A 19470-nucleotide genomic window follows, 5' to 3' on the forward strand; every position below is an offset into this window, starting at 1 on the left:
AAGAAAATAACTGTACAATTCTAGAAGTTATTTGGGGACGACTTGGCTTCGACTGGAGTTGGTGGTCTGTGATTGCATGTCGGACTGAGCACTTCCGTTACACGGCTTAAACTTGCTTAAACGCAAACAATACAAATTACCGCCCAGCTTACGCAGTAGCATAAGTTTTACCCCCTCTTAGAGGACGGGCTGCTTCACCGATGGACTCTAGATAAGTCGGATTCGAAGTATAACCCTTATGTAGATATATGCTGAGTTTGTCTCGTCTTAGTATGAATTTAGAGGCTCGTTTTGTGTAGCTTTGCAAGGTGTGTGAAGCAAAATTAAATTTTAACAACTTCTCTAAACATGTAGACGTCACAGAAACTCAACTTTAGGACTGCGGTTCGATCCCGCACGTCTCCACCAAAACTTAATCTCACACAATCTGAAAACACTATAAAATCCCCTGAATTACATACCAAACCTCATATCTATACTCTATGTTAGTCTAAGGCAATACAAGGGAATCTATATCTTTAAGGTACTTTTATTGGTACATGGTGTACCATTTTACGTTCGATTACATTTTAGATGTACCTAAAAGGATTTGTATGCCCAGAAAGAGCACCCCATTAACAGATACAGAAATTAAAAATACTAAGAAACAAAATAAAGATTATGCTTTATCAGATGGTAAAGGTCTACAACTGTTAATAAAATCAAGCGGTGTTAAATCATGGGAGTTTAGATACAACAGCCCTACTTTGCAAAAAAGAAGAAAAACATCATTAGGAAGCTATCCAGATGTTACACTTGCTAATGCAAGGAAAAAGAGAAATATACGATTAGAACTAATTTCGCAAGGAATTGATCCTATTGATTATTACAAAGAACAGAATAAACTAAAAGAACAACAGTCAAATAATAACTTTAAACAAATTGCAGAAGATTGGTTAAATTTTGATGCAACAAAAACAATAGCAGATACAAATAAGAAAAAGCGTTCAATGTTTAAGAATAGTATTTATCCATTTTTAGAGAATCAGAATATTGAAGATATTACTCATCAAGATATTATCGAAGTGATTAAAGCAAAAGAAAAACAAGGCTATGTTGAAAGTGCTAGTAGAATGTTTTCAGAACTAAATACAGTTTGGAAGTTCGCCATTACAAAAGGTTTATGCAAATACAATCCTTTCCAAGATATTATGAAAGACTTAGTTATTATTAAAAAAGAAGTAAAACACTATGCAAAGATAACCGATGAGAAACTGTTAATAGAGCTTATCAATAAGATACATGGGTATCAAGGTCATTATTCGGTACGTAGTGCCTTACTGTTCGTTTTACACGTACCTTTGCGAGCAGACAACTTATGTAATCTAAAATGGGAACATATAAACTTTGAGGATAAGCTTTTAACAATACCTAGAAAATTAATGAAAGTAAAAAATACTAATTTACCAGACTATCGAATTCCATTAAGTGAGCAAGTTATTAAAATTCTACAAGAGCAATACCTTTTAACTGGCTACCAATCATTCGTATTTTTAAGTAAGGGAAAATATCCTATCAATAAAGAAAGTCCAAATAGAGCATTACAGCTCATGGGATGTATAGAAGAAAAAAAGCAAACTACTCATAGTTTTCGTGGTACATTCAGAAGCCTTATAGAAACACATCAAAAACAGCATAACGCAACGTACGATACAAAAGAAAGAGCATTAGATCATCAAGAAACTAAAAAGCAAGTAAGAGCATATTCAAATAAAGCAGACTATACCGAACAGTTAAAACCACTTATGCAATGGTGGAGTAATTATCTTCATAGATTAGGTAAGGTGGTGGAATAATGGAATCAATAAAATATCCAAATGTTATAGATTTTTTAAGTTATTTAGAAACAGTAATAGTGCCTAATTTGAATTTAGATGACTATGTGACTAGAGAGTACTCATATAAGTCGTATATTTTAGATAATAAAGGAATGATAATAAATAATATTGATTATTACTCTAAAGATATCTACACTACTTTAGATATTCTTGATAATCATAAGCCAAGATTAGATGAATTAAGTGCATATAAAGTTTTAATAATGGTAATAAAAGCATTAATAGATATTAAACAATCTTGTTTATTGGTTAATAGAAATGAAAATGAAAATAACTTTATAACTAACTATGAAAACCTCAAAAAAAAATATGAAGAAGTTAGTCGATTTATTTATCTAAAAAGGGTGTATAAGTCTGATGATGATATTCTAAATTCATCATTAGAACCTAATTGTGAGATTGAGTTTATGTTACCTAGAACACCAACAGAGATAAGATACCAACTACAAATTAATATTGAACTTGAACTTGAACTTACTAGGAAAGTAAACTTTGATTTTGAAACAGGTAAAAAAACTAAGCTACACACTACAACAAAAAAAATCATGAATCAAATCTTTAATAAGCAAAAATTTAATATTCCAAAGAGTGAACAAGATAAGTTAAATAAATTATATCCACATATTTATTCTTTAAATAAAAAGAAAAAATACAATAAATAACCTCAAGGTTTTAATTTATTTTCTAAAAAAAGTAGGACTATCAAATTAAGATGTTAATTTGATAGTTTTACCCTTCAAAAGCCCCCTAAATAGCGAACTTTCATTCTGTAACTATACATTTATAAATCTATACCATGTCCTGTATCATAGTACTTAGATTAAGATGAGTTGCAGTAGTTGGTATTGCACTTATAAAAAATACGAGGCTAGTATTCTGAATCACTAAACATAATTGCAATTATGTCCTATTCTAAAGGGATGTAAAAATGAGTACTATTCAATATTCAGAAATGAGACAAAAGAAATATTATCGAGCTAGAGAATTATCGCAACTATTGGGAGTGGGCTTATCCACAATTTGGTTATATGCAAAAGAAGGAAAATTAACACCAAAAAAATTAAGTGCTAGAGTAACAGTCTTTGATATTGAAGAGATTAATAAACTCTTCAATAGTGTTGAGGTAGCTTAGATGAAAAAACCTAAGCATATCTCACACTATTTAGTATTATCTGATTTATTAGATAATATTGATGTAAGACAGTACAGCGATACAATAGTTTATTTAACTTCACGCATTGAAAATATAAAAGTTGATCTAGTGAAAAGTGGGATTGATTTTATAGATGATGTATCAAGAGAGAGTAGATACTCATACTATAAACCTTATATTTTACAGCCGACTATGGATAATCTCAATAAAGCCAAAGAACTATTAAAGAGTTACGCGACTGATGATGTGTTGTGTTTTCTAGAACAAAAGCCAAGTATTGACGCAGTAAATCACTATGAAGCTCAAGGGAGTAATTGATTCTATGAACTTTAGTAGCACACACTTAGAAGATTATTTTTTCAATGATGACTATATCATACAGACAGTCAAAAGTATAGGAGTGTTTGAGCCTAAACTATGGAAAGAAACTTTTAAAAAGTCATTGACTAGAAACATAGTTGAAGCAAAAATACTTCATACATCTTCTGGACTAGCATTACCCATAAAAAGGTATGCAGTAAGTCCTCACAAACAGACTTTAGAATTTGCTGGACTTCATGCTTACAATGATAAATCAAAGCTTCTTAGTGAGCTGTTACATGAGTTATTAGAACATATACAAGATGAAACAATTACAAGGTTAGATATTGCAATTGATTATAAGGGAAAGATACCAAACAAAGTGATAAAAAAACTTTGTGAAGATAGAGTTCCTTTTAGATATTGGAATACAACTTATTACAAAAGCAAGAGTGAGAAAAAATCAAACAACCGTCTGAATATAAAAAGCTACAGTAAGTCGAATAAAGAGAAACTTTCTCAAGATATTGAACGCTTAGAGTTTAGTTTTCTTAGTTCTTATCTCGGGAAAGTAAAAGTAAAAGAATTAGAAAAGTTATTCAAGAAAATGGCGAAAACTATTAAACGATTTAGTGGGCTTGATGTAAAAATCTTGTACCTTTAAGTTAATACATAAGTTTTTCACACAAACATCAACTTTAGCCTTATATCTTGGGCTTTAGTCGAGGTCAAAAGTAAATACGAAATTAGGGGTAATTTATGCAAGAAAATAATAGGAAAATAACAGACAAGCAAGAAATATTTTGTAAGGAATATCTTATTGACTTGAATGCTACTCAGTCAGCAATAAGAGCAGGGTACAGTGAAAAAACAGCAATTGCTCAATCTTCAAGGTTGTTGGTAAATGTTAACATTCAAAACCATATTCAAGAGCTTATGCTAAAAAGAAGTGAGAGAACCCAAGTTACTGCTGATATGGTAATTAAAGAAATATGTAAAACTGCATTCCATGATATAAGAAGTCTTTACGATAAAAACGGTCAGCTAGTTCCAGTTAAAGAGTTGGATGATTCTTCAGCATCTGCAATTTCTTCTTTTAAATCAAAGAGAGAGTACCAAGGCAAAGACGAAGAAGGTAATGCAGAGTATGCAATCATTGATGAGTATAAGCGTTTTGATAAACTGAGAGCCCTTGATATGTTAGCTAAACACTTGGGCTTATATGGAAAGGACAATAGCCAACAAAATAATGTTATTGTAATTGAAGCAAGGGAGCCTGATTTCTAATATTGGTATGGTATAGTTTTAGATACAAGACTATTTTTATTTTTGTAGTTTAAGAAATGAAAAACAGCTCGAAACTTAATTAAGGTTAGTACGGAAAAGAGTGTTTTTCCTCTCTAACCTTAAGTGAAAAGTACATTTTTTCATGTGTTTAAGCTGTGCAACCTTAAATGAGAAGCTTTTTTAACACTCCCCTTTTTTACACCCCTATAATAGGCACTTTAAGGTCTTTTTCAATAGAACTTGCATTATGTTAACCAACTTTCAACCTTAACCTACTATATTGAAACTTATTGCTTAAGAATAAGAAGTAATTGTTGTAATCTTAAATGGGAAACCACCTAAAAAGTGGACTCTTAGAAGTACTTTAAGGTTGTAGTGGGTTGAATGAAAACTTAAAATGCTTTGTTAATGAGCTGTGAGCCCCTATTTTTAGGGATTATAGTAATTTATTTCTATTGTGAGAAGATTTGTTATGATAACCACTTTCAAACCTTAACTTTCCAATTCCCATAGATATATGAAAATGCTCATTACTTCTTCACTTTTTTAGATACAATTTATCAAAGGATTTAGATGAAAAGGATACAAATGGGAAATTTAATAAAGAGTTTAGTATTATTAAGCATAGTTAATTCAGGGGTATATGCAGAAAATAGGTTTACTTCTGAAAGTTCGGAAGAGTTTTCAATATCAGCATCTTTGGACGAGGAAAAGGACACGCCGGAAGATGGGTCTCCTAGAAACACTTTAAGGTTGTAAGAGGTTGTGTGAAAACTTAAAGTGCTTTGTAGGGAAGCTATAAGACCCTATATTCAGGGTCTTATAGCTAAATAATAGAGTTTTGAGAAGTAGTATTATGTAAACCCACTATAGAATATAAAAAGATACCCAGAAACAGACCAAAACTATTTGGAACATAGTCAACCACAATGAGCTTTGGATGTTCCACAAAGTGTTCAACAAGTCAAAATCCAGTATTCCTACAAACCCTTAGGACTTTTGGAACAAAAAAAAGCTTTTAAATCATTTCATATAATAAATTATTTTAAAAACCTAAACGCTTCAGTCGTGGATTATGAAAGTTTTATACTATTGATTGTATAGATAAATAGTAATGTATGTGTTATTGTGTTATTGTTTTATTGAGGTTAATAATAGTAATTTTTCATTCTATGGTTAGAAATAGGTTAGAAATGAGTATTGAATAGAAACCTTAAGAGGTCTTATAAGTGCCGTGTTCTAGGAGTAAGTAAGCCCGAAGGCTTAATACTATAGGCGTGATTCGTAACATCACAGCACAAATTTTTATCAAAAAAAATGATATAATCTAATTCATTAAATAAGAATCGAACTCTCGTCTTAAAATTAAGCACTTTTCTTTTTAGGTACACTCATTGGTACATTACGAATAAACATAACTATAAAAACTACTACAAATGGGTGTTTATAAGCATATTATTCGATAGAGCACGTCCTACCAAAAATTTACTTTAAGCTAAATATTAAGTTTTTATAAATAGATACAAAACTACTTCAAACCAATATCGTATTAAAAAGTAGAAATTTTACACAAAGAACCGCAAAGCCAATAAGTCATATTTTTAGATATTCTGGCATTTGTGTATATTAGTCTTTCAGTCTTTTTATTGTAGCTAATGACTGTACTTAATATTGATACATATATTCTATTCTCTCAATTATAAGTTTCTTTTCTTCTTTGTCTAAAGCAAAAAAAACTATAGTACCTTTTAAATTTTTTAAGTATATCTATGAGATAATTTAGAATAATATAATATTAAGGAATCTATTATGAAAAATATTTTTAAAATATTTTTACTCTTCTCAATTGTTTTAGCTTCAAATATGTTTGCTAATAATCTTATTGTTAATTATGATAATAAAAGTGCAGTTAATAATTGGCCTAATACGCAAAGTTTATTTACTTTAAATAAGTCAACAAATATTTCTTCTATTCAAACGTATCACTGGAATAATGCCCAAGGTTCAATAGGAAATAAATATGGAGCATATATAAAATTAATAAATTTACATACTAATAAAATATATGGCCCATGGAGAGCTACTTTAAAATCGGGGATGAATGGTGCAAAAAATGTTTACTGGATTGTATATCCAAATATTACATTATCTGCTGGTAAATATTTAGTTTTAGATTCTGATTCAGCAACTTGGTCCCATAATGCAGGTACAAAAGGAATTGGTTTTACGCGAATCTTTAGTACAACTAATAAAACAAGTTTACCAAACAAGCCCAACAATACAAATGCACCACAGAATACTAATAATATTGCTGCAAATTATAAATTGACCAAAAATGCGGCTATAAGTGGACATAACAATAAACAATTACAAAATGTATCTGTAGTAAACTGCATGACTTCTTGTGAAGATGAAGACTGGTGTAAATCTTTCGATTATCATAAGCTCTCTAATAAGTGTGATTTAAGCAGTGTGAATGTTAATGATGTTGGAAAACTAAAAACAAATTATAAGAATAATCCATATGACCACTATTCACATATAAGAAGATAAGAAATTAATTAATGTATAAAGATTTTTGAATATCAATAGTCGTACCTTTTATTCGGTTTCAAAAGTGGAGATCGAACACAAAACTAGAAAAGATAGGCTTATATCTAATAGTATTCCTAAATCACCCACTTCAAAGATAGAATATCTTCATAGTTGCAATTACAAAAAATACTATTCATATATAAACAACATAAAATATATGATAAAATACTCAAATAATACAGATACATGCAAAGAAAACACTACTAATTTTCTTAAGTATAGTTATGGATTATAAGATAAAATTTCAAATAAGGATTTTATTTCTGATTCACTTAAGGCATAGTCTTTATGAGATTTTCCTGACAACCTTAAATCCACAGAAGGAGAATTAAAAAGTTTTTTTAAACTAATTATGTCTACCTTAGATAAAAGAAAATTTGCTTTTTCACTAACAATTCTATCGCTAACTACATTTGTACTTATGTCTGTACTTTTTATGTGAAATGATATTCTACTTCCAGCAGCATTAACCAATGTTACTTCATTAAAAAATATCCATCTACTACCGAGATAAGAAAATTTGATTCGTGCGTAGCTTTTTTCTTTTTTCTTTTTTGTCCAATATATACTGATATTTTTTCCAAAAAGATTATTATGAGAGTAGTATGTAGTATCTGTATGGCGGTTATATTTTTTATATATTGAACTTTCTATATTTGTAGTAGTATCTTTTCTTGTAACACTATCTTTATTTGGTATAATTCCTAAACATCCATTCATTAACAATACTAATAAGAAAGTAAAAATAATTTTCTTATTTATATACTTCATTGGAAACCTTTTATTATTTCAAAAACCTACAATAGATACCCTTTTACTAGTGTTTATACAAAACAAAGAGAACAATTAAACTTCAGATTTAGTATTATTTTAGGAGTAATTAGGTGTTCAAACAAAATTTATCACACTCCCTTTTGTTCATCTTCCTCATCATCTTCAAATAGACTACTGAGAAATGATTTTTCTTCTTTTAGTTTATGAGCAGGTACTCTTTCGTCGACAAAATCTGGGTCACCATGTTCAAATTCATTTTCAGAAACTGGTACAATGTGTTTCTTCTCTTTTTCTTCTTTATCAAAACTAGAATGTTGAGTATGAACTAATCCAGCACGTTGAATAGGCATAACATCCTCCTCGTATCAAGATATCTCTCCTTCATAATTATAACAAATTGCAAGTAAATGGTTAAAGATACTAGTCAATGGACATTACCTTCTTAGAGCAAATGGAAGTAGCATTGGAGTAGTATCAATATATTTTTTATACTTATCCCCAAAAGTATTTATCAAACTTTTTTCTTCATAATGAAGACCTATGAGAACGTATATGGTCATGCCCATAGATAAAAACAAGTGTGTGTGACTCATATATGGTGTTGCCCATAACCCAACTAAGGTTCCTGACTGAATAGGATGCCTTACATATTTATAGAAATAATTTACTTGGAATTTTACTTCTGGTTCTGGAATATTTCTTAAAACTCTGTAGCCTTGATATAATCCAAAAAGTTCAAAATGGTGTATAATAAAAGTAGCAAGAAATGCTGTAATCCATCCAACAATATATACTATTGTAATGCTCCAAAATACTACATCACTTTGAAAGTCCCACAATACACCCTCTATTGGTTGCCAAAAATAAAACATAATTATGAGGCAGATAGAAGAAGCTAGTGAATAATTAGCAGACTTCACCCCATTTGAAATATTTTTCAATAACTTATCTTTAAAAAAGCTCCTTGCCATAATTGAATGCTGTAAAGCAAAAAGCAGGAGTAAACTTGTATTTAAAAATATAGGGTTGATATCTAGAGTAATTATTGGATTATTAATAGTAAACTTTATAAATTCCCAAGGATAAATCCATAAAATTAAAAAGCTCAAAGAGCCAATCGAAAGTATATACCCTAGTACAGCATATAAAAATATTAGATATTTTTTCATGAATGTATTCCTATAATTTCAACTAGTTAAAAGAACACTATTAAGATAATTTGGGAGCTATACAATGGATGGAGCAACAGAGGGTGAAGAGAGCTTAAAAATATTAAGCCTTACTTTTTAGTCTTATGATCATGAATCATTGCATATAACTCATCTTTCAATTTCAATTTTTGTTTTTTTAAAGTTTCAAGTTCTACATCTGATAAGTGATTAGAATCTGCTTCAATTTTGTCATGTAGCGAGTTATGATCATCAAATAATTTTGAAAAGTGATTATTTTCTTGTTTTAGTATAGTTACAATATCTCTGTCTTGAGCGAACATAGAAATCCTTTTTTTGTTTTAAGAATGAAATTATAACAGTTTAAGATAAAAATATTGCTTTATGTCTACTTGTTTTAAAAATAAAGACAACTCCGATAGTTAAGGGGTTGTTTTAGGGATAATAGATAAAATACGGTTACATTTACTTTTAACACAATCATTTAAATACAAAAGGAACAGAATGCTTGCAGACACAGTCGATAGAGCTACAGTTACAAAAATGCTACGTCAATTTTATAAAACACTACTTGAAGATGAATTAGTAAGTCCTTATTTTATAAGAGCTTTAGGACAAGATTTAGAAGGTGGGAAATGGAGAGATCACCTTAGTACGTTAGATAACTTTTGGCTTAAGATGATGACTGGAAAAGGTGCTTATGGTGGGCACCCTTTTCCTCCTCATGCTTTTTTAGGTGAAATGTATCCTGAAACATTTGCATGTTGGCTCAAACATTTCAAGGTTGCTACAAATCAATTTTTTATTCCTGAGATTGCTGATAAATTTTACAAAAAAAGTGAAATACTTGCAGCACAATTTATGGATAATCTCGATATAGGAGAAGAGGATTAGAATTGTTTTATTTGATGGCTATTGTCATCTTTGTAATACAACTGAGAATTTTATAATCAAGCACGATATAAATAACTTATACACATTAATCTCTCTGCAATCGGAAGAAGGACAATTGTACTTAGAAAAGTACAGTCTACCTCTCGATGATTTTGACACTGTTATCTTGATAGAAAACAACAAAGTATATACAGCTTCAACCGCCGCACTCATGATACTTAAGAATCTATCAGGAGGAGTAAAGTACTTGTATTGGTTTATAGTAATCCCTCAAGTAATAAGAGATTTTATATATAAACTTATATCTAAAAATAGATATACACTTTTTGGTAAAAAAAGAATATAAAATGATTACATTTCAATTTTCACTGACATACTTAGAAATTTATGTACTACTTATTAGTTTTTCATCCTTTAGCCTCTATGGCTACGATAAACTTAAAGCACTTGATCATGTAAACAATCCTCGAAGAATATCGGAATTTACATTACTGACCTCTTCCTTACTTGGTGGAACTGTTGGATCTATAATGGCGATGCTATTTTTTAGGCATAAAATAAAAAAAATATCTTTTTTAATTAAATTTACAATTATTATTTTCATTCAAGTAGCACTCATTTATATATACATAAACTATAGACACTTGATGTAAGACATTTAAATCTGCTTATGCTACAATCATTTAAATACACAAGGGAAAAATATGCTTTTTAATACAGTACATAGAGTTTCAGTAGAAAAAATGGTTCGTCAATTTTATACAATAGTTATTAAAGATGATATCGTTGGACCTTTTTTTATCAAAGCTTTAGGCGATGACTTAAAAAACTATGCATGGCACGAGCATCTCAATACATTAAATAATTTTTGGCTCATGATGATGAATGGAGAAAAGAACTATTGGGGTGATCCTTTTCCGCCCCATGCATTCTTGGGAAACCTTACACCTGAAACATTTGATCGTTGGTTAGAACTTTTTCATGCAACAGTGTATGAGTTATTTATTCCTGAAATTGCAGACAAGTTTTATAAAAAAAGTGAAGTACTTGCCAATCGTTTTATAGAGTATCTTAAGGATGAAGACGAGGATGACGAATAGAGTATTCTTACCTTCTTTCAAGTTTTTGCTATAATTACATTTTAAAAAGTTATCTTCTAGATTTAATAAACTTATGTTTATAGACAATTTATACACAAAGGATGCATCATAGAACTTGAAAATAGTATTACGAGAGAGAACCTTAGACTCTTAATGACATTGTTTTATGAAAAAGCAATAGATGATGAAGTATTAGGTCCTTTTTTTATACATGAACTTGGGGATGATATAACAGATGAAGATTGGGTAGCGCATATTGACCTTTTAGCAGACTTTTGGTTAGCTGAACTTTTAGGCAAGGATACTTATGTTGGAAACTTTATTGGTGCTCATATCAAACTTCCTCATATAAAAAAGGAAGCTTTTAGTAATTGGATCAAGCTTTTTTCTGCAGCAGCTGATAAAGTATATGTACCTGAGCTTTCAGAACGTTTTAAAAAACATGGAATACTTTTATCAAAACAATTTATCAGTAATCTCAACCCGCCAACTTTAAAATCAAGTGCAATTTTTCAAATAAAAGGAAAAGAATGAATACAAATAAAAAATGGAATATACTTTTCATAAAAGAAGATAAGTCATTATTCGATTCAGATACTAAAATGCTCACTCAATTGTTTAACAAAGTAGATAAAGCACAAGCAACAGAAGAGGTACTAAGTCTTATTGACACAAAAGAATACGATATTGTCATTGGAGATATATCTGTAGATGCTGAGGATGTTGTTCTTCTAAAAGAAATTAAAGAGAAAAAACCTCAACAAACAATATTTGCTTTAGTCTCACCCAAAGATACTGATAAACTTTATAAAATTGCGAATTTCGATATTAATGCTTTTGAATTAATCCCAGAACAATTTGATCAAGCATTAGAAGAAATTGCAAATTTTAATCCTTATGAAGAGCGATAAATGACAACGCCTTTAATATTAGCATTCGGAGATAGTACTACCTTTGGGTATGGTGCAAAATGTGAATCTAGTTATCCTAGACAAATAGAGAAAAAAACAGGTTTAAAAGTTATCAATGCGGGAGTAACTGGTGAAGCAAGTTCCCAAGGTCTCAAACGCCTTCCATCATCGTTACAAGAGAACCCTGACTTAGTTATTCTTTGTCATGGTACTCATGATTTATACAATAGACGCTCTACTACAGAGTTAAAAGACAACCTACTTGCAATGATAAAGTTGATACAAGAAAATGGCGCAAAGATTTTACTTGTTGGAATCCCTAATTTTGGTCTTCTAAGTAATGATATCCATAGTCTTTATAATGAAGTAGCTGCTGAGACTGGTGTTTTGTTTGAAGAGAATATCTTAAGAAATATATTAACAAGTAACCTTCTTAAAACTGACTATATTCACCCCAATGCAGCTGGTTATGAAATGATGGCTGATGCTTTTATTGAAATACTTCAACTAACTGAATAAAGAAAACAACTTTCTATTTTAGAATAAGTAAGGTATATAAAAAGATTTTTATATACCTTAGAGTTCATTCTACTTTACTTTTCAATCATTTTAGCTTGTGCTATTTTTATAGCTTCTACATCTGGATTTTTGATATATCTTATTGCAAAGTAACTCTCTTTCACAGCAGCTATTTGAGCTTTTTTTGATGGATTTTCAATGTGCTGTATTATAAAATAGCTCTGTTTTACAGCAGCTACCTGCGCTTCTTCTGAGGGATTCTGAATATACTGTATAGCATATTGATTTTGATTAACTGCAGCTAACTGAGCTTCTTTTGATGGATTTCTAATATATTTTATAGCTATGTAATTTTGATTAACCGCAGCTAATTGAACTTCATTTGACGGATTATCCATCGTTCCTATTAAACGGTAGTTCTGACTTACAGCAGCTACTAATTTTTCCGTATTAACTTCTGAAGCCCCTAAGCATTCAGTTAAAGCTAACATCATTAAGCCTGCTGTAATTCCATTTATTATTTTCCTGTACATCATAAGTTCCTTTTATATATCTAAAATCATTATATATTAATATAACTTATATTTAATTTAAAATTATTATTTTTTATAGACTTATATTATTTAATCTTGATACCTTTAGATTTATCTATCATGTTATAATTCTTAATATTTAAAATATCTCAAGGTAAAATAAATTTGAATAAAGTAATATTTACAGCTATATTACTTTTCATAGTAATTAGCTTATTAATAATAACTAAAGAGAATAAGGAAAATTCTCATGAGCCTATGTTGAAGGAGACGAGTGTGATATTAGCATTTGGAGATAGTCTTACCTATGGTTTTGGTGCATCACACGAATTTAGTTACCCTAAACAGATACAAATGAAAACAGGAGTAAAAGTTATTAATGCCGGGATAAATGGTGAACTTACATCGGAGGGTCTACTTCGTCTTCCTAGACTTTTAGAACACAAACCTGATTTAGTTATTCTTTGCCACGGTGGAAATGATATATTAAATAAAATTCCCTCTTCTGAGCTAAAAAATAATCTACTCGTAATGATTAAGCTCATACAAGATAGTGGTGTAAAGGTTCTACTTGTGAGTGTACCTGATTTTGCTCTTGTTACTTTTCATGCACATGCTATTTATGAAGAAGTAGCCAATGAAACAAGTGTCCTGTTTGAAGATAATGTTTTAGAACATATAGAAAGAAATCGTTCCTTAAAAAGTGATTATGTTCATCCAAATGCAAAAGGTTATGAAGTAATGGCTGATGCTTTTATTGAGATATTGGGAATTAAGACTATTAAATAAACAATAACAATTTTTCATAACACATTTTAATATACTATTAACATTAAGATGTGTAAAATTAGAACATCTAATAGAGGATATTTCATGAAAAAAACTATTTACTTATCGTTCTTCTGTACATCTTTACTCTTGGGAGCGGGATACCAAATTCCAAATAATTCTGTTAATTCCAATGCCTTAGCAACAGCTTATGTGGCAAATGCTAACGGTGCTGATGCTGCTTACTTTAATCCGGCCAATATGGTTTACAATCAAGATAAAAATGAAATCGAAGTTTCACTATCTTACATAGATCTTCCATCTATGAAGTATACACCTACAAGTGGTACGACTCCGATCCATACACAACAACATCAAACTGTTATCCCATCATTACATTATGTTTCGCCAAAGTTATCAGATAATGGTATACGTTTAGGTCTGAGCATATCTGTTCCATATGGTCTTACAAGAGAATGGACAGATCAGCCAGCCATGAGTACTGCTAAGAAATTTTCTCTTAAAACAATAGAATTAAATCCTTCAATCGCGATCCCAATTACGAATCAATTTTCTGTTGCCTTTGGAGTACGTTATGTGAGGGGAGAAGGAGAGGTCGAACTTAACGCATTACCAATTTACAGTGTAAACATGAGTGGAGATGATGATGCCTTTGCATATAACATTGCTATAAGTTATAAACCAACAGATGAATTAAACCTAGCACTAACATATAGGTCTCCTTTAACCCTTAATACAAAAGGGAGTGCAGTTGTGACTTCACCATGGTTTAGTGGAACAACCGGAGCTTCTTTAGCAGTTGAAATTCCAGACAACCTTATTCTTGCCGGAGCATATACGTTTAATAATGCAACAACAATCGAAATCACATACGATAAAACTTTCTGGTCTAAGGTCACGGAGACAGACTTCAACTATGAGAACACTTCTTTAGAAGCTAGTCCACTGGGAAGAATTACTCCTAAAGTATGGAAAGATACTACAGTATATCGACTTGGTATTACTCATAAATTTAAAAATGCACTCACTCTTATGTGTGGTATTGCCTATAGTAACAATGCCGCTGATGAAGCATATGTAAGCTACTCTTCACCAGAATCCAACTCAATGACCTACTCATTTGGTGGACGTTATCAACTCAATGATAATTTAGACATTGGACTCTCTCTTCTTTATGCTGATTACGAGGACAGAACATCCAACCAAGGAAATGCTACAGGGGTAAACGGAACTTTCTCTGAAAAAGATGCCTACTCTCTTACAAGTGGGATGAGATACAGGTTTTAAAATCTCTTCTTTTAATATCCCCTCAGCAGTATTCTTGTATAATCGCGTATAAATTTTTCCAAAAGGAATCCCATGCGTGGTTATAAAATTTTTGCTGGTAGTTCAAGTGTAGAGTTCGCAAAAGAGATTTGTCAAGTTTTAGATGTACCTCTAGGTAATGCTGATATTAAAAAATTCAGTGATGGTGAAATATCTGTTCAAATCGCTGAATCTGTTCGTGGTCGTGATGTATTTATCGTTCAATCAACTGGTGTGCCATCAAATGATAATTTAATGGAGCTTCTCATTATGACAGATGCGCTTAAGCGTTCATCTGCTTCAAGTATCACTGCCGTTGTTCCTTATTATGGTTATGCACGACAAGATAGAAAAGCTGCTCCACGTGTTCCTATTACAGCAAAACTTGTTGCTAACCTTTATGAAACTGCAGGAATTGATAGGGTTGTCACAATGGACCTTCATGCTGGACAGATCCAAGGATTCTTTGATATTCCAGTGGATAACCTTTATGGTTCTGTAACGTTTGAGCATTACATCAAAAGTAAAAACCTTAAAAACCCAATCATAGCTTCACCAGATATCGGTGGAGTTGCAAGAGCACGTTACTTTGCAAAACGTATGGGTTTAGAGATGGTTATCGTTGATAAACGTCGTGAGAAAGCAAATGAAGCTGAAGTAATGGGAATTATTGGTGAAGTAGCAGGCAAAGACGTAATTATGATTGATGATATGGTTGATACTGCTGGAACTATGGTAAAAGCCGCAACTGCACTTAAGAACAAAGGTGCAACTTCTGTTATGGCCTGTGCTACACATGGTGTTTTAAGTGGAAAAGCATACGAAAATTTAGACAATGGTGAACTAGATGAACTTATCATCACAAATACACTGGAATCTAAAGAACATAGAAAAATTAAAGTATTAACAGTAGCTCCTCTTTTTGCAGAAGTTATTCGTCGTGTCTACCATAACGAAAGCGTTAATGGCTTATTTGAATAACTTCAAAACCTAAAGGACTAAAAGTTTAGTCCTTTATTCATTTCTAGAATTTCTTCAATAATCTATCGCTCTTTCTCAAGATAAATTAATATGAAAAAACTATATGTAAATAAGTACAATCCCTCATCAAAACTATCGCATATCATTGATATATATTGGATATTAGAAAACCCTACACAAGAAATAGTAAATATACCCATAGTTCCTGATGGGAATATGGACATTGTATACAATAATAATGTTTTATTACTCGTAGGTAGTCTCGACGAAGGTGTTATTATGCCAATAGAACCAAACACTAAAGTCTTTGGAATTAGGTTTAAACCTTCCATATTGTCACAACTTTTAACTATAAAAGCAAGTGATTTCGTTAATAAAATAGTTCCATTGGAAGATGTATCGAAAGAGCTTTTTATACTTTTAAGCTTTGATGAAAATAGTGAAAAAAACAAAGTTAAAAACCTCAATATTATACTTGAGCTTTTTTGTAAGAATGTAATATTGAATCAAGTCATTCTAAAAATTATTGATGAAATAATGACAAAGAAGGGAGATGTATCTATAAAAGATATATCTCAAGCTAATAATATAAATCCAAGACAATTAGAAAGGCTATTTAACAACCTAGTTGGATTTAGTCCCAAAAGATTTACCAATATAATAAAGTTTTTTTATGCTTTTAAGAGTTTGTTAAAAAGTGATTTCAATGAACTTTCATTAAAAGCTTTAGATTTCGGTTACTACGATCAAGCACATTTTAATAGAGACTTTAAAAAATTCTCAAACTTAACTCCTACCGATAAAATAATGTCGGTTTTGTACAATACAAAATAATAACTTTTATATAAAATACCCAAAATTAAAGAAGGTATATGTTATGAAATTTAAAAAAACGATGTTGTCTATACTCTTAACTCTCTCAATACTAAGCTCTTATGGAAATACTGATACAACAAAAGAATACGATTATGTAATTCAAATTGACATTGCTTCATCTAAAGAAAAAGTTTGGAATGTTTTAACAAACTTTAAAGATTATTCTAAATGGAATACTGTTTTAAAGATGCAAAATAATGATAATATGGAACTTGGTAAAGAGTTCGACGTCTCAATATTTGAAAATGACGGTTCTTTAGCCGATAGTTTTCAAGCAATAGCTGTACATAAAACTAAGTATGAATCATTTAGTGCAAGTCAAACTATATTCACAAAGAGTTTTTTTAAGGCAACTCATCATTTTATAATAGAGGAAGTTTCAAACAATGAAGTAATCTTTATTCAAAAATGGGAACTTGAAGGTGTAATAGCATACCTTTTTGAGAGTATGATTTTTGATCTATTAGATTTATTTGTAAGAATGAATTTAGAATTAAAGATAGAAGTTGAAAATAGTTAAAATTTAAGCTCTAATAAATGACCTAGAATCCACTTAACAACTTTATCAGTACTTTTTCTGTATAATCGCGTAATTATTTCTAAATAGGAAAAATATTGAAAAACATTAGAAACTTCTCAATTATCGCTCATATTGATCACGGTAAAAGTACTCTCGCGGATAGAATCATTCAAGAGTGTGGTTCAGTTACTGAGCGTGAAATGGGTACACAAATGATGGACACTATGGACATCGAACAAGAACGTGGAATTACCATTAAAGCGCAGTCTGTTAGACTAGACTATGTAAAAGATGGTGAACACTATATTCTAAACCTCATTGATACTCCGGGCCATGTTGATTTTTCTTATGAAGTAAGTAAGTCACTCGCATCATCTGACGGTGCTCTACTCATTGTCGATGCAGCACAAGGTGTTGAAGCACAAACAATTGCGAATGTCTATTTAGCACTTGATAATGATCTTGAACTTATCCCTGTTATAAATAAGATAGATTTACCTGCGGCTGATCCTGACAAAGTAGCTGAAGAGATAGAAACTTCTATCGGAATAGATGCTACTGATGCTTGTTTAGTGTCTGCTAAAACTGGTGTTGGTATCAGAGAACTCATTGACGCAATTGTAGATAGAATTCCAGCTCCTGTAGGAAATCCAGAAGAAACTACTAAAGCTATCATTTATGACTCTTGGTTTGACCAGTATTTAGGTGCATTAGCACTTGTACGTGTTTTTGACGGTCAAGTTAAAAAAGGTCAAAATATTAAGCTTATGAGTAATGGAGAAGAGCATCAGATTTTAGACTTGATGTATCCACATCCAATGAAAAAGATTAAGACTAAAACTATTGAGTGTGGCGAAATTGGAGTTGTTGTTCTTGGTCTCAAAGAAGTAAGCGTTATCAATGTTGGCGATACACTAACGGATGCGAGGAACCCGGCTACTGAACCTGTTGGAACATATGAACCTGCTAAGCCTTTTGTATTCGCAGGTATTTATCCAATAGACACAGATGAGTTTGAAAACTTACGTGATGCTCTGGATAAACTTCGTCTAAATGACAGCTCTCTATCCTACGAACCAGAGACTTCTTTAGCCCTTGGTTTTGGCTTTCGTGTTGGATTTTTAGGGATGCTTCATATGGAAGTAGTAAAAGAAAGACTTGAACGTGAGTTCAACCTTGATTTAATTGCTTCTGCTCCATCAGTTATTTACCAAGTTTACCTTAGTAATGGGGATAAAGTTACCGTTCATAATCCTTCTCAACTTCCTGAAGTAAACCGTATTGACAGAATTGAAGAGCCTTATGTTAAAGCTACTGTTATTACACCTGCTGAATACTTAGGTAATATCATTACCCTTCTCATCAGCAAACGTGGTACACAAACAAAAATGACGTATCTTAATGAAGATAGGGTTATGCTTGAGTATGAAGTACCAATGAATGAGATTGTAGTTGATTTTTATGACACATTAAAATCAATCTCTAAAGGCTATGCTTCATTTGATTATGAGCCTATAGACTTTAGACCTGGAGATCTTGTTAAACTTGATATCAGAGTATCTGGTGAAGCTGTTGATGCGCTGAGTATCGTTGTCCCTAGAAATCAAGCTCTTTCACGTGGTAGAATTTTAGTTAAAAACATGAAAGAGATTATCCCTCGTCAACTTTTTGAAGTGGCTGTTCAAGCTTCTTTAGGTTCTCAGATTATTGCTCGAGAAACGGTGAAGTCTATGGGTAAAAATGTTACTGCTAAATGTTATGGTGGGGATATTACACGTAAGAGAAAACTCCTAGAAAAACAAAAAGCTGGTAAAAAACGTATGAAGTCTATTGGAAAAGTTCAACTTCCTTCAGAAGCATTTATGTCAGTTCTTAAGATGGACTAAC

At 31.2% G+C, this 19470-nt stretch carries 25 protein-coding genes and 1 other RNA gene; 21 read left to right on the forward strand and 5 right to left on the reverse strand.

The genetic code is table 11. From position 1 onward, the window contains the following. The first annotated feature begins 33 nt into the window (after window positions 1-33). The 8 genes from ssrA to ACI9TV_RS01730 all read left to right on the forward strand — a co-directional run bounded on the left by ssrA (window position 34) and on the right by ACI9TV_RS01730 (window position 7170). Window positions 34-408: a transfer-messenger RNA gene (gene ssrA, locus ACI9TV_RS01695) on the forward strand. Between the two features lie 185 nt (window positions 409-593). After that, window positions 594-1835: a tyrosine-type recombinase/integrase gene (locus tag ACI9TV_RS01700; RefSeq protein ID WP_415249027.1), complete on the forward strand. Its 1242-nt coding sequence runs from the start codon at window positions 594-596 to the stop codon at window positions 1833-1835. Next, entirely contained in the window at window positions 1835-2539 is a 705-nt protein-coding gene (locus tag ACI9TV_RS01705; protein ID WP_415249028.1) for a hypothetical protein, read from the forward strand. The genes ACI9TV_RS01700 and ACI9TV_RS01705 overlap by 1 nt, the downstream gene beginning before the upstream one ends. A 266-nt stretch (window positions 2540-2805) precedes the next feature. After that, window positions 2806-3009: a helix-turn-helix transcriptional regulator gene (locus tag ACI9TV_RS01710; RefSeq protein ID WP_415249029.1), complete on the forward strand. Its 204-nt coding sequence runs from the start codon at window positions 2806-2808 to the stop codon at window positions 3007-3009. Continuing rightward, window positions 3010-3348, forward strand: coding sequence for a hypothetical protein (locus ACI9TV_RS01715; RefSeq protein ID WP_415249030.1), 339 nt, complete (start codon window positions 3010-3012; stop codon window positions 3346-3348). It abuts the gene before it with no gap. 4 nt (window positions 3349-3352) lie between these two features. After that, window positions 3353-3994, forward strand: a complete 642-nt coding sequence (locus tag ACI9TV_RS01720; protein WP_415249031.1) for a hypothetical protein — start codon at window positions 3353-3355, stop codon at window positions 3992-3994. 95 nt (window positions 3995-4089) lie between these two features. After that, the gene (locus ACI9TV_RS01725) at window positions 4090-4617 is read left to right on the forward strand and encodes a terminase small subunit (protein ID WP_415249032.1); all 528 of its coding nucleotides are present in this window, start codon (window positions 4090-4092) and stop codon (window positions 4615-4617) included. A 1809-nt stretch (window positions 4618-6426) separates the two neighbouring features. Continuing rightward, window positions 6427-7170, forward strand: a complete 744-nt coding sequence (locus tag ACI9TV_RS01730) for a PAN domain-containing protein (protein ID WP_415249033.1) — start codon at window positions 6427-6429, stop codon at window positions 7168-7170. A 264-nt stretch (window positions 7171-7434) separates the two neighbouring features. On the opposite strand, the gene ACI9TV_RS01735 is transcribed toward ACI9TV_RS01730, so the two are convergent. The 4 genes from ACI9TV_RS01735 to ACI9TV_RS01750 all read right to left on the reverse strand — a co-directional run bounded on the left by ACI9TV_RS01735 (window position 7435) and on the right by ACI9TV_RS01750 (window position 9478). Further along, the gene (locus tag ACI9TV_RS01735; RefSeq protein ID WP_415249034.1) at window positions 7435-7983 is read right to left on the reverse strand and encodes a hypothetical protein; all 549 of its coding nucleotides are present in this window, start codon (window positions 7981-7983) and stop codon (window positions 7435-7437) included. A 131-nt stretch (window positions 7984-8114) separates the two neighbouring features. Next, complete coding sequence (locus ACI9TV_RS01740) at window positions 8115-8336, reverse strand: hypothetical protein (RefSeq protein WP_415249035.1); 222 nt, start codon at window positions 8334-8336, stop codon at window positions 8115-8117. A gap of 84 nt (window positions 8337-8420) precedes the next feature. Then, entirely contained in the window at window positions 8421-9155 is a 735-nt protein-coding gene (locus tag ACI9TV_RS01745) for a methyltransferase family protein (RefSeq protein WP_415249036.1), read from the reverse strand. A gap of 110 nt (window positions 9156-9265) precedes the next feature. Further along, window positions 9266-9478, reverse strand: a complete 213-nt coding sequence (locus ACI9TV_RS01750; RefSeq protein ID WP_415249037.1) for a DUF465 domain-containing protein — start codon at window positions 9476-9478, stop codon at window positions 9266-9268. A gap of 181 nt (window positions 9479-9659) precedes the next feature. Between ACI9TV_RS01750 and ACI9TV_RS01755 the strand changes: the two genes are divergently transcribed. The 7 genes from ACI9TV_RS01755 to ACI9TV_RS01785 all read left to right on the forward strand — a co-directional run bounded on the left by ACI9TV_RS01755 (window position 9660) and on the right by ACI9TV_RS01785 (window position 12579). Next, complete coding sequence (locus ACI9TV_RS01755) at window positions 9660-10049, forward strand: group III truncated hemoglobin (protein WP_415249038.1); 390 nt, start codon at window positions 9660-9662, stop codon at window positions 10047-10049. A 1-nt stretch (window position 10050) separates the two neighbouring features. After that, on the forward strand, window positions 10051-10395 hold the full coding sequence (locus ACI9TV_RS01760) for a thiol-disulfide oxidoreductase DCC family protein (protein ID WP_415249072.1): 345 nt from the start codon (window positions 10051-10053) through the stop codon (window positions 10393-10395). A 1-nt stretch (window position 10396) separates the two neighbouring features. Next, a complete protein-coding gene (locus tag ACI9TV_RS01765) occupies window positions 10397-10702 on the forward strand; it encodes a DUF1294 domain-containing protein (protein WP_415249039.1) in 306 nt (101 codons plus the stop codon). A 51-nt stretch (window positions 10703-10753) separates the two neighbouring features. Then, window positions 10754-11149 carry a group III truncated hemoglobin gene (locus ACI9TV_RS01770; RefSeq protein ID WP_415249040.1) on the forward strand — a complete coding sequence of 132 codons (396 nt, stop codon included), beginning with the start codon at window positions 10754-10756 and terminating at the stop codon, window positions 11147-11149. A 153-nt stretch (window positions 11150-11302) separates the two neighbouring features. Continuing rightward, entirely contained in the window at window positions 11303-11683 is a 381-nt protein-coding gene (locus ACI9TV_RS01775) for a group III truncated hemoglobin (protein WP_415249041.1), read from the forward strand. Beyond that, on the forward strand, window positions 11680-12060 hold the full coding sequence (locus tag ACI9TV_RS01780; RefSeq protein WP_415249042.1) for a hypothetical protein: 381 nt from the start codon (window positions 11680-11682) through the stop codon (window positions 12058-12060). The genes ACI9TV_RS01775 and ACI9TV_RS01780 overlap by 4 nt, the downstream gene beginning before the upstream one ends. After that, window positions 12061-12579, forward strand: coding sequence for a GDSL-type esterase/lipase family protein (locus tag ACI9TV_RS01785; RefSeq protein WP_415249043.1), 519 nt, complete (start codon window positions 12061-12063; stop codon window positions 12577-12579). Between the two features lie 74 nt (window positions 12580-12653). Here ACI9TV_RS01785 and ACI9TV_RS01790 read toward each other — a convergent pair whose 3' ends face one another. Beyond that, window positions 12654-13112, reverse strand: coding sequence for a hypothetical protein (locus tag ACI9TV_RS01790; RefSeq protein ID WP_415249044.1), 459 nt, complete (start codon window positions 13110-13112; stop codon window positions 12654-12656). Window positions 13113-13388: 276 nt separating this feature from the next. On the opposite strand from ACI9TV_RS01790, the gene ACI9TV_RS01795 reads away from it, so the two are divergent. The 6 genes from ACI9TV_RS01795 to lepA all read left to right on the forward strand — a co-directional run bounded on the left by ACI9TV_RS01795 (window position 13389) and on the right by lepA (window position 19469). Further along, window positions 13389-13901: an arylesterase gene (locus tag ACI9TV_RS01795; RefSeq protein WP_415249045.1), complete on the forward strand. Its 513-nt coding sequence runs from the start codon at window positions 13389-13391 to the stop codon at window positions 13899-13901. Between the two features lie 84 nt (window positions 13902-13985). Then, window positions 13986-15188 (forward strand): OmpP1/FadL family transporter, encoded by a 1203-nt coding sequence (locus ACI9TV_RS01800; protein WP_415249046.1) that lies wholly within the window; start codon window positions 13986-13988, stop codon window positions 15186-15188. A gap of 72 nt (window positions 15189-15260) precedes the next feature. Beyond that, window positions 15261-16187: a ribose-phosphate pyrophosphokinase gene (locus ACI9TV_RS01805; RefSeq protein WP_415249047.1), complete on the forward strand. Its 927-nt coding sequence runs from the start codon at window positions 15261-15263 to the stop codon at window positions 16185-16187. Between the two features lie 90 nt (window positions 16188-16277). After that, a complete protein-coding gene (locus tag ACI9TV_RS01810) occupies window positions 16278-17021 on the forward strand; it encodes a DUF6597 domain-containing transcriptional factor (RefSeq protein ID WP_415249048.1) in 744 nt (247 codons plus the stop codon). A 43-nt stretch (window positions 17022-17064) separates the two neighbouring features. Then, the gene (locus ACI9TV_RS01815) at window positions 17065-17583 is read left to right on the forward strand and encodes an SRPBCC domain-containing protein (protein WP_415249049.1); all 519 of its coding nucleotides are present in this window, start codon (window positions 17065-17067) and stop codon (window positions 17581-17583) included. A gap of 95 nt (window positions 17584-17678) precedes the next feature. After that, window positions 17679-19469, forward strand: coding sequence for a translation elongation factor 4 (gene lepA, locus ACI9TV_RS01820; RefSeq protein WP_415249050.1), 1791 nt, complete (start codon window positions 17679-17681; stop codon window positions 19467-19469). The last annotated feature ends 1 nt before the right edge of the window (window position 19470 follow it).

The organism is Sulfurimonas sp., from assembly GCF_047622445.1.
Taxonomy (GTDB): domain Bacteria; phylum Campylobacterota; class Campylobacteria; order Campylobacterales; family Sulfurimonadaceae; genus Sulfurimonas.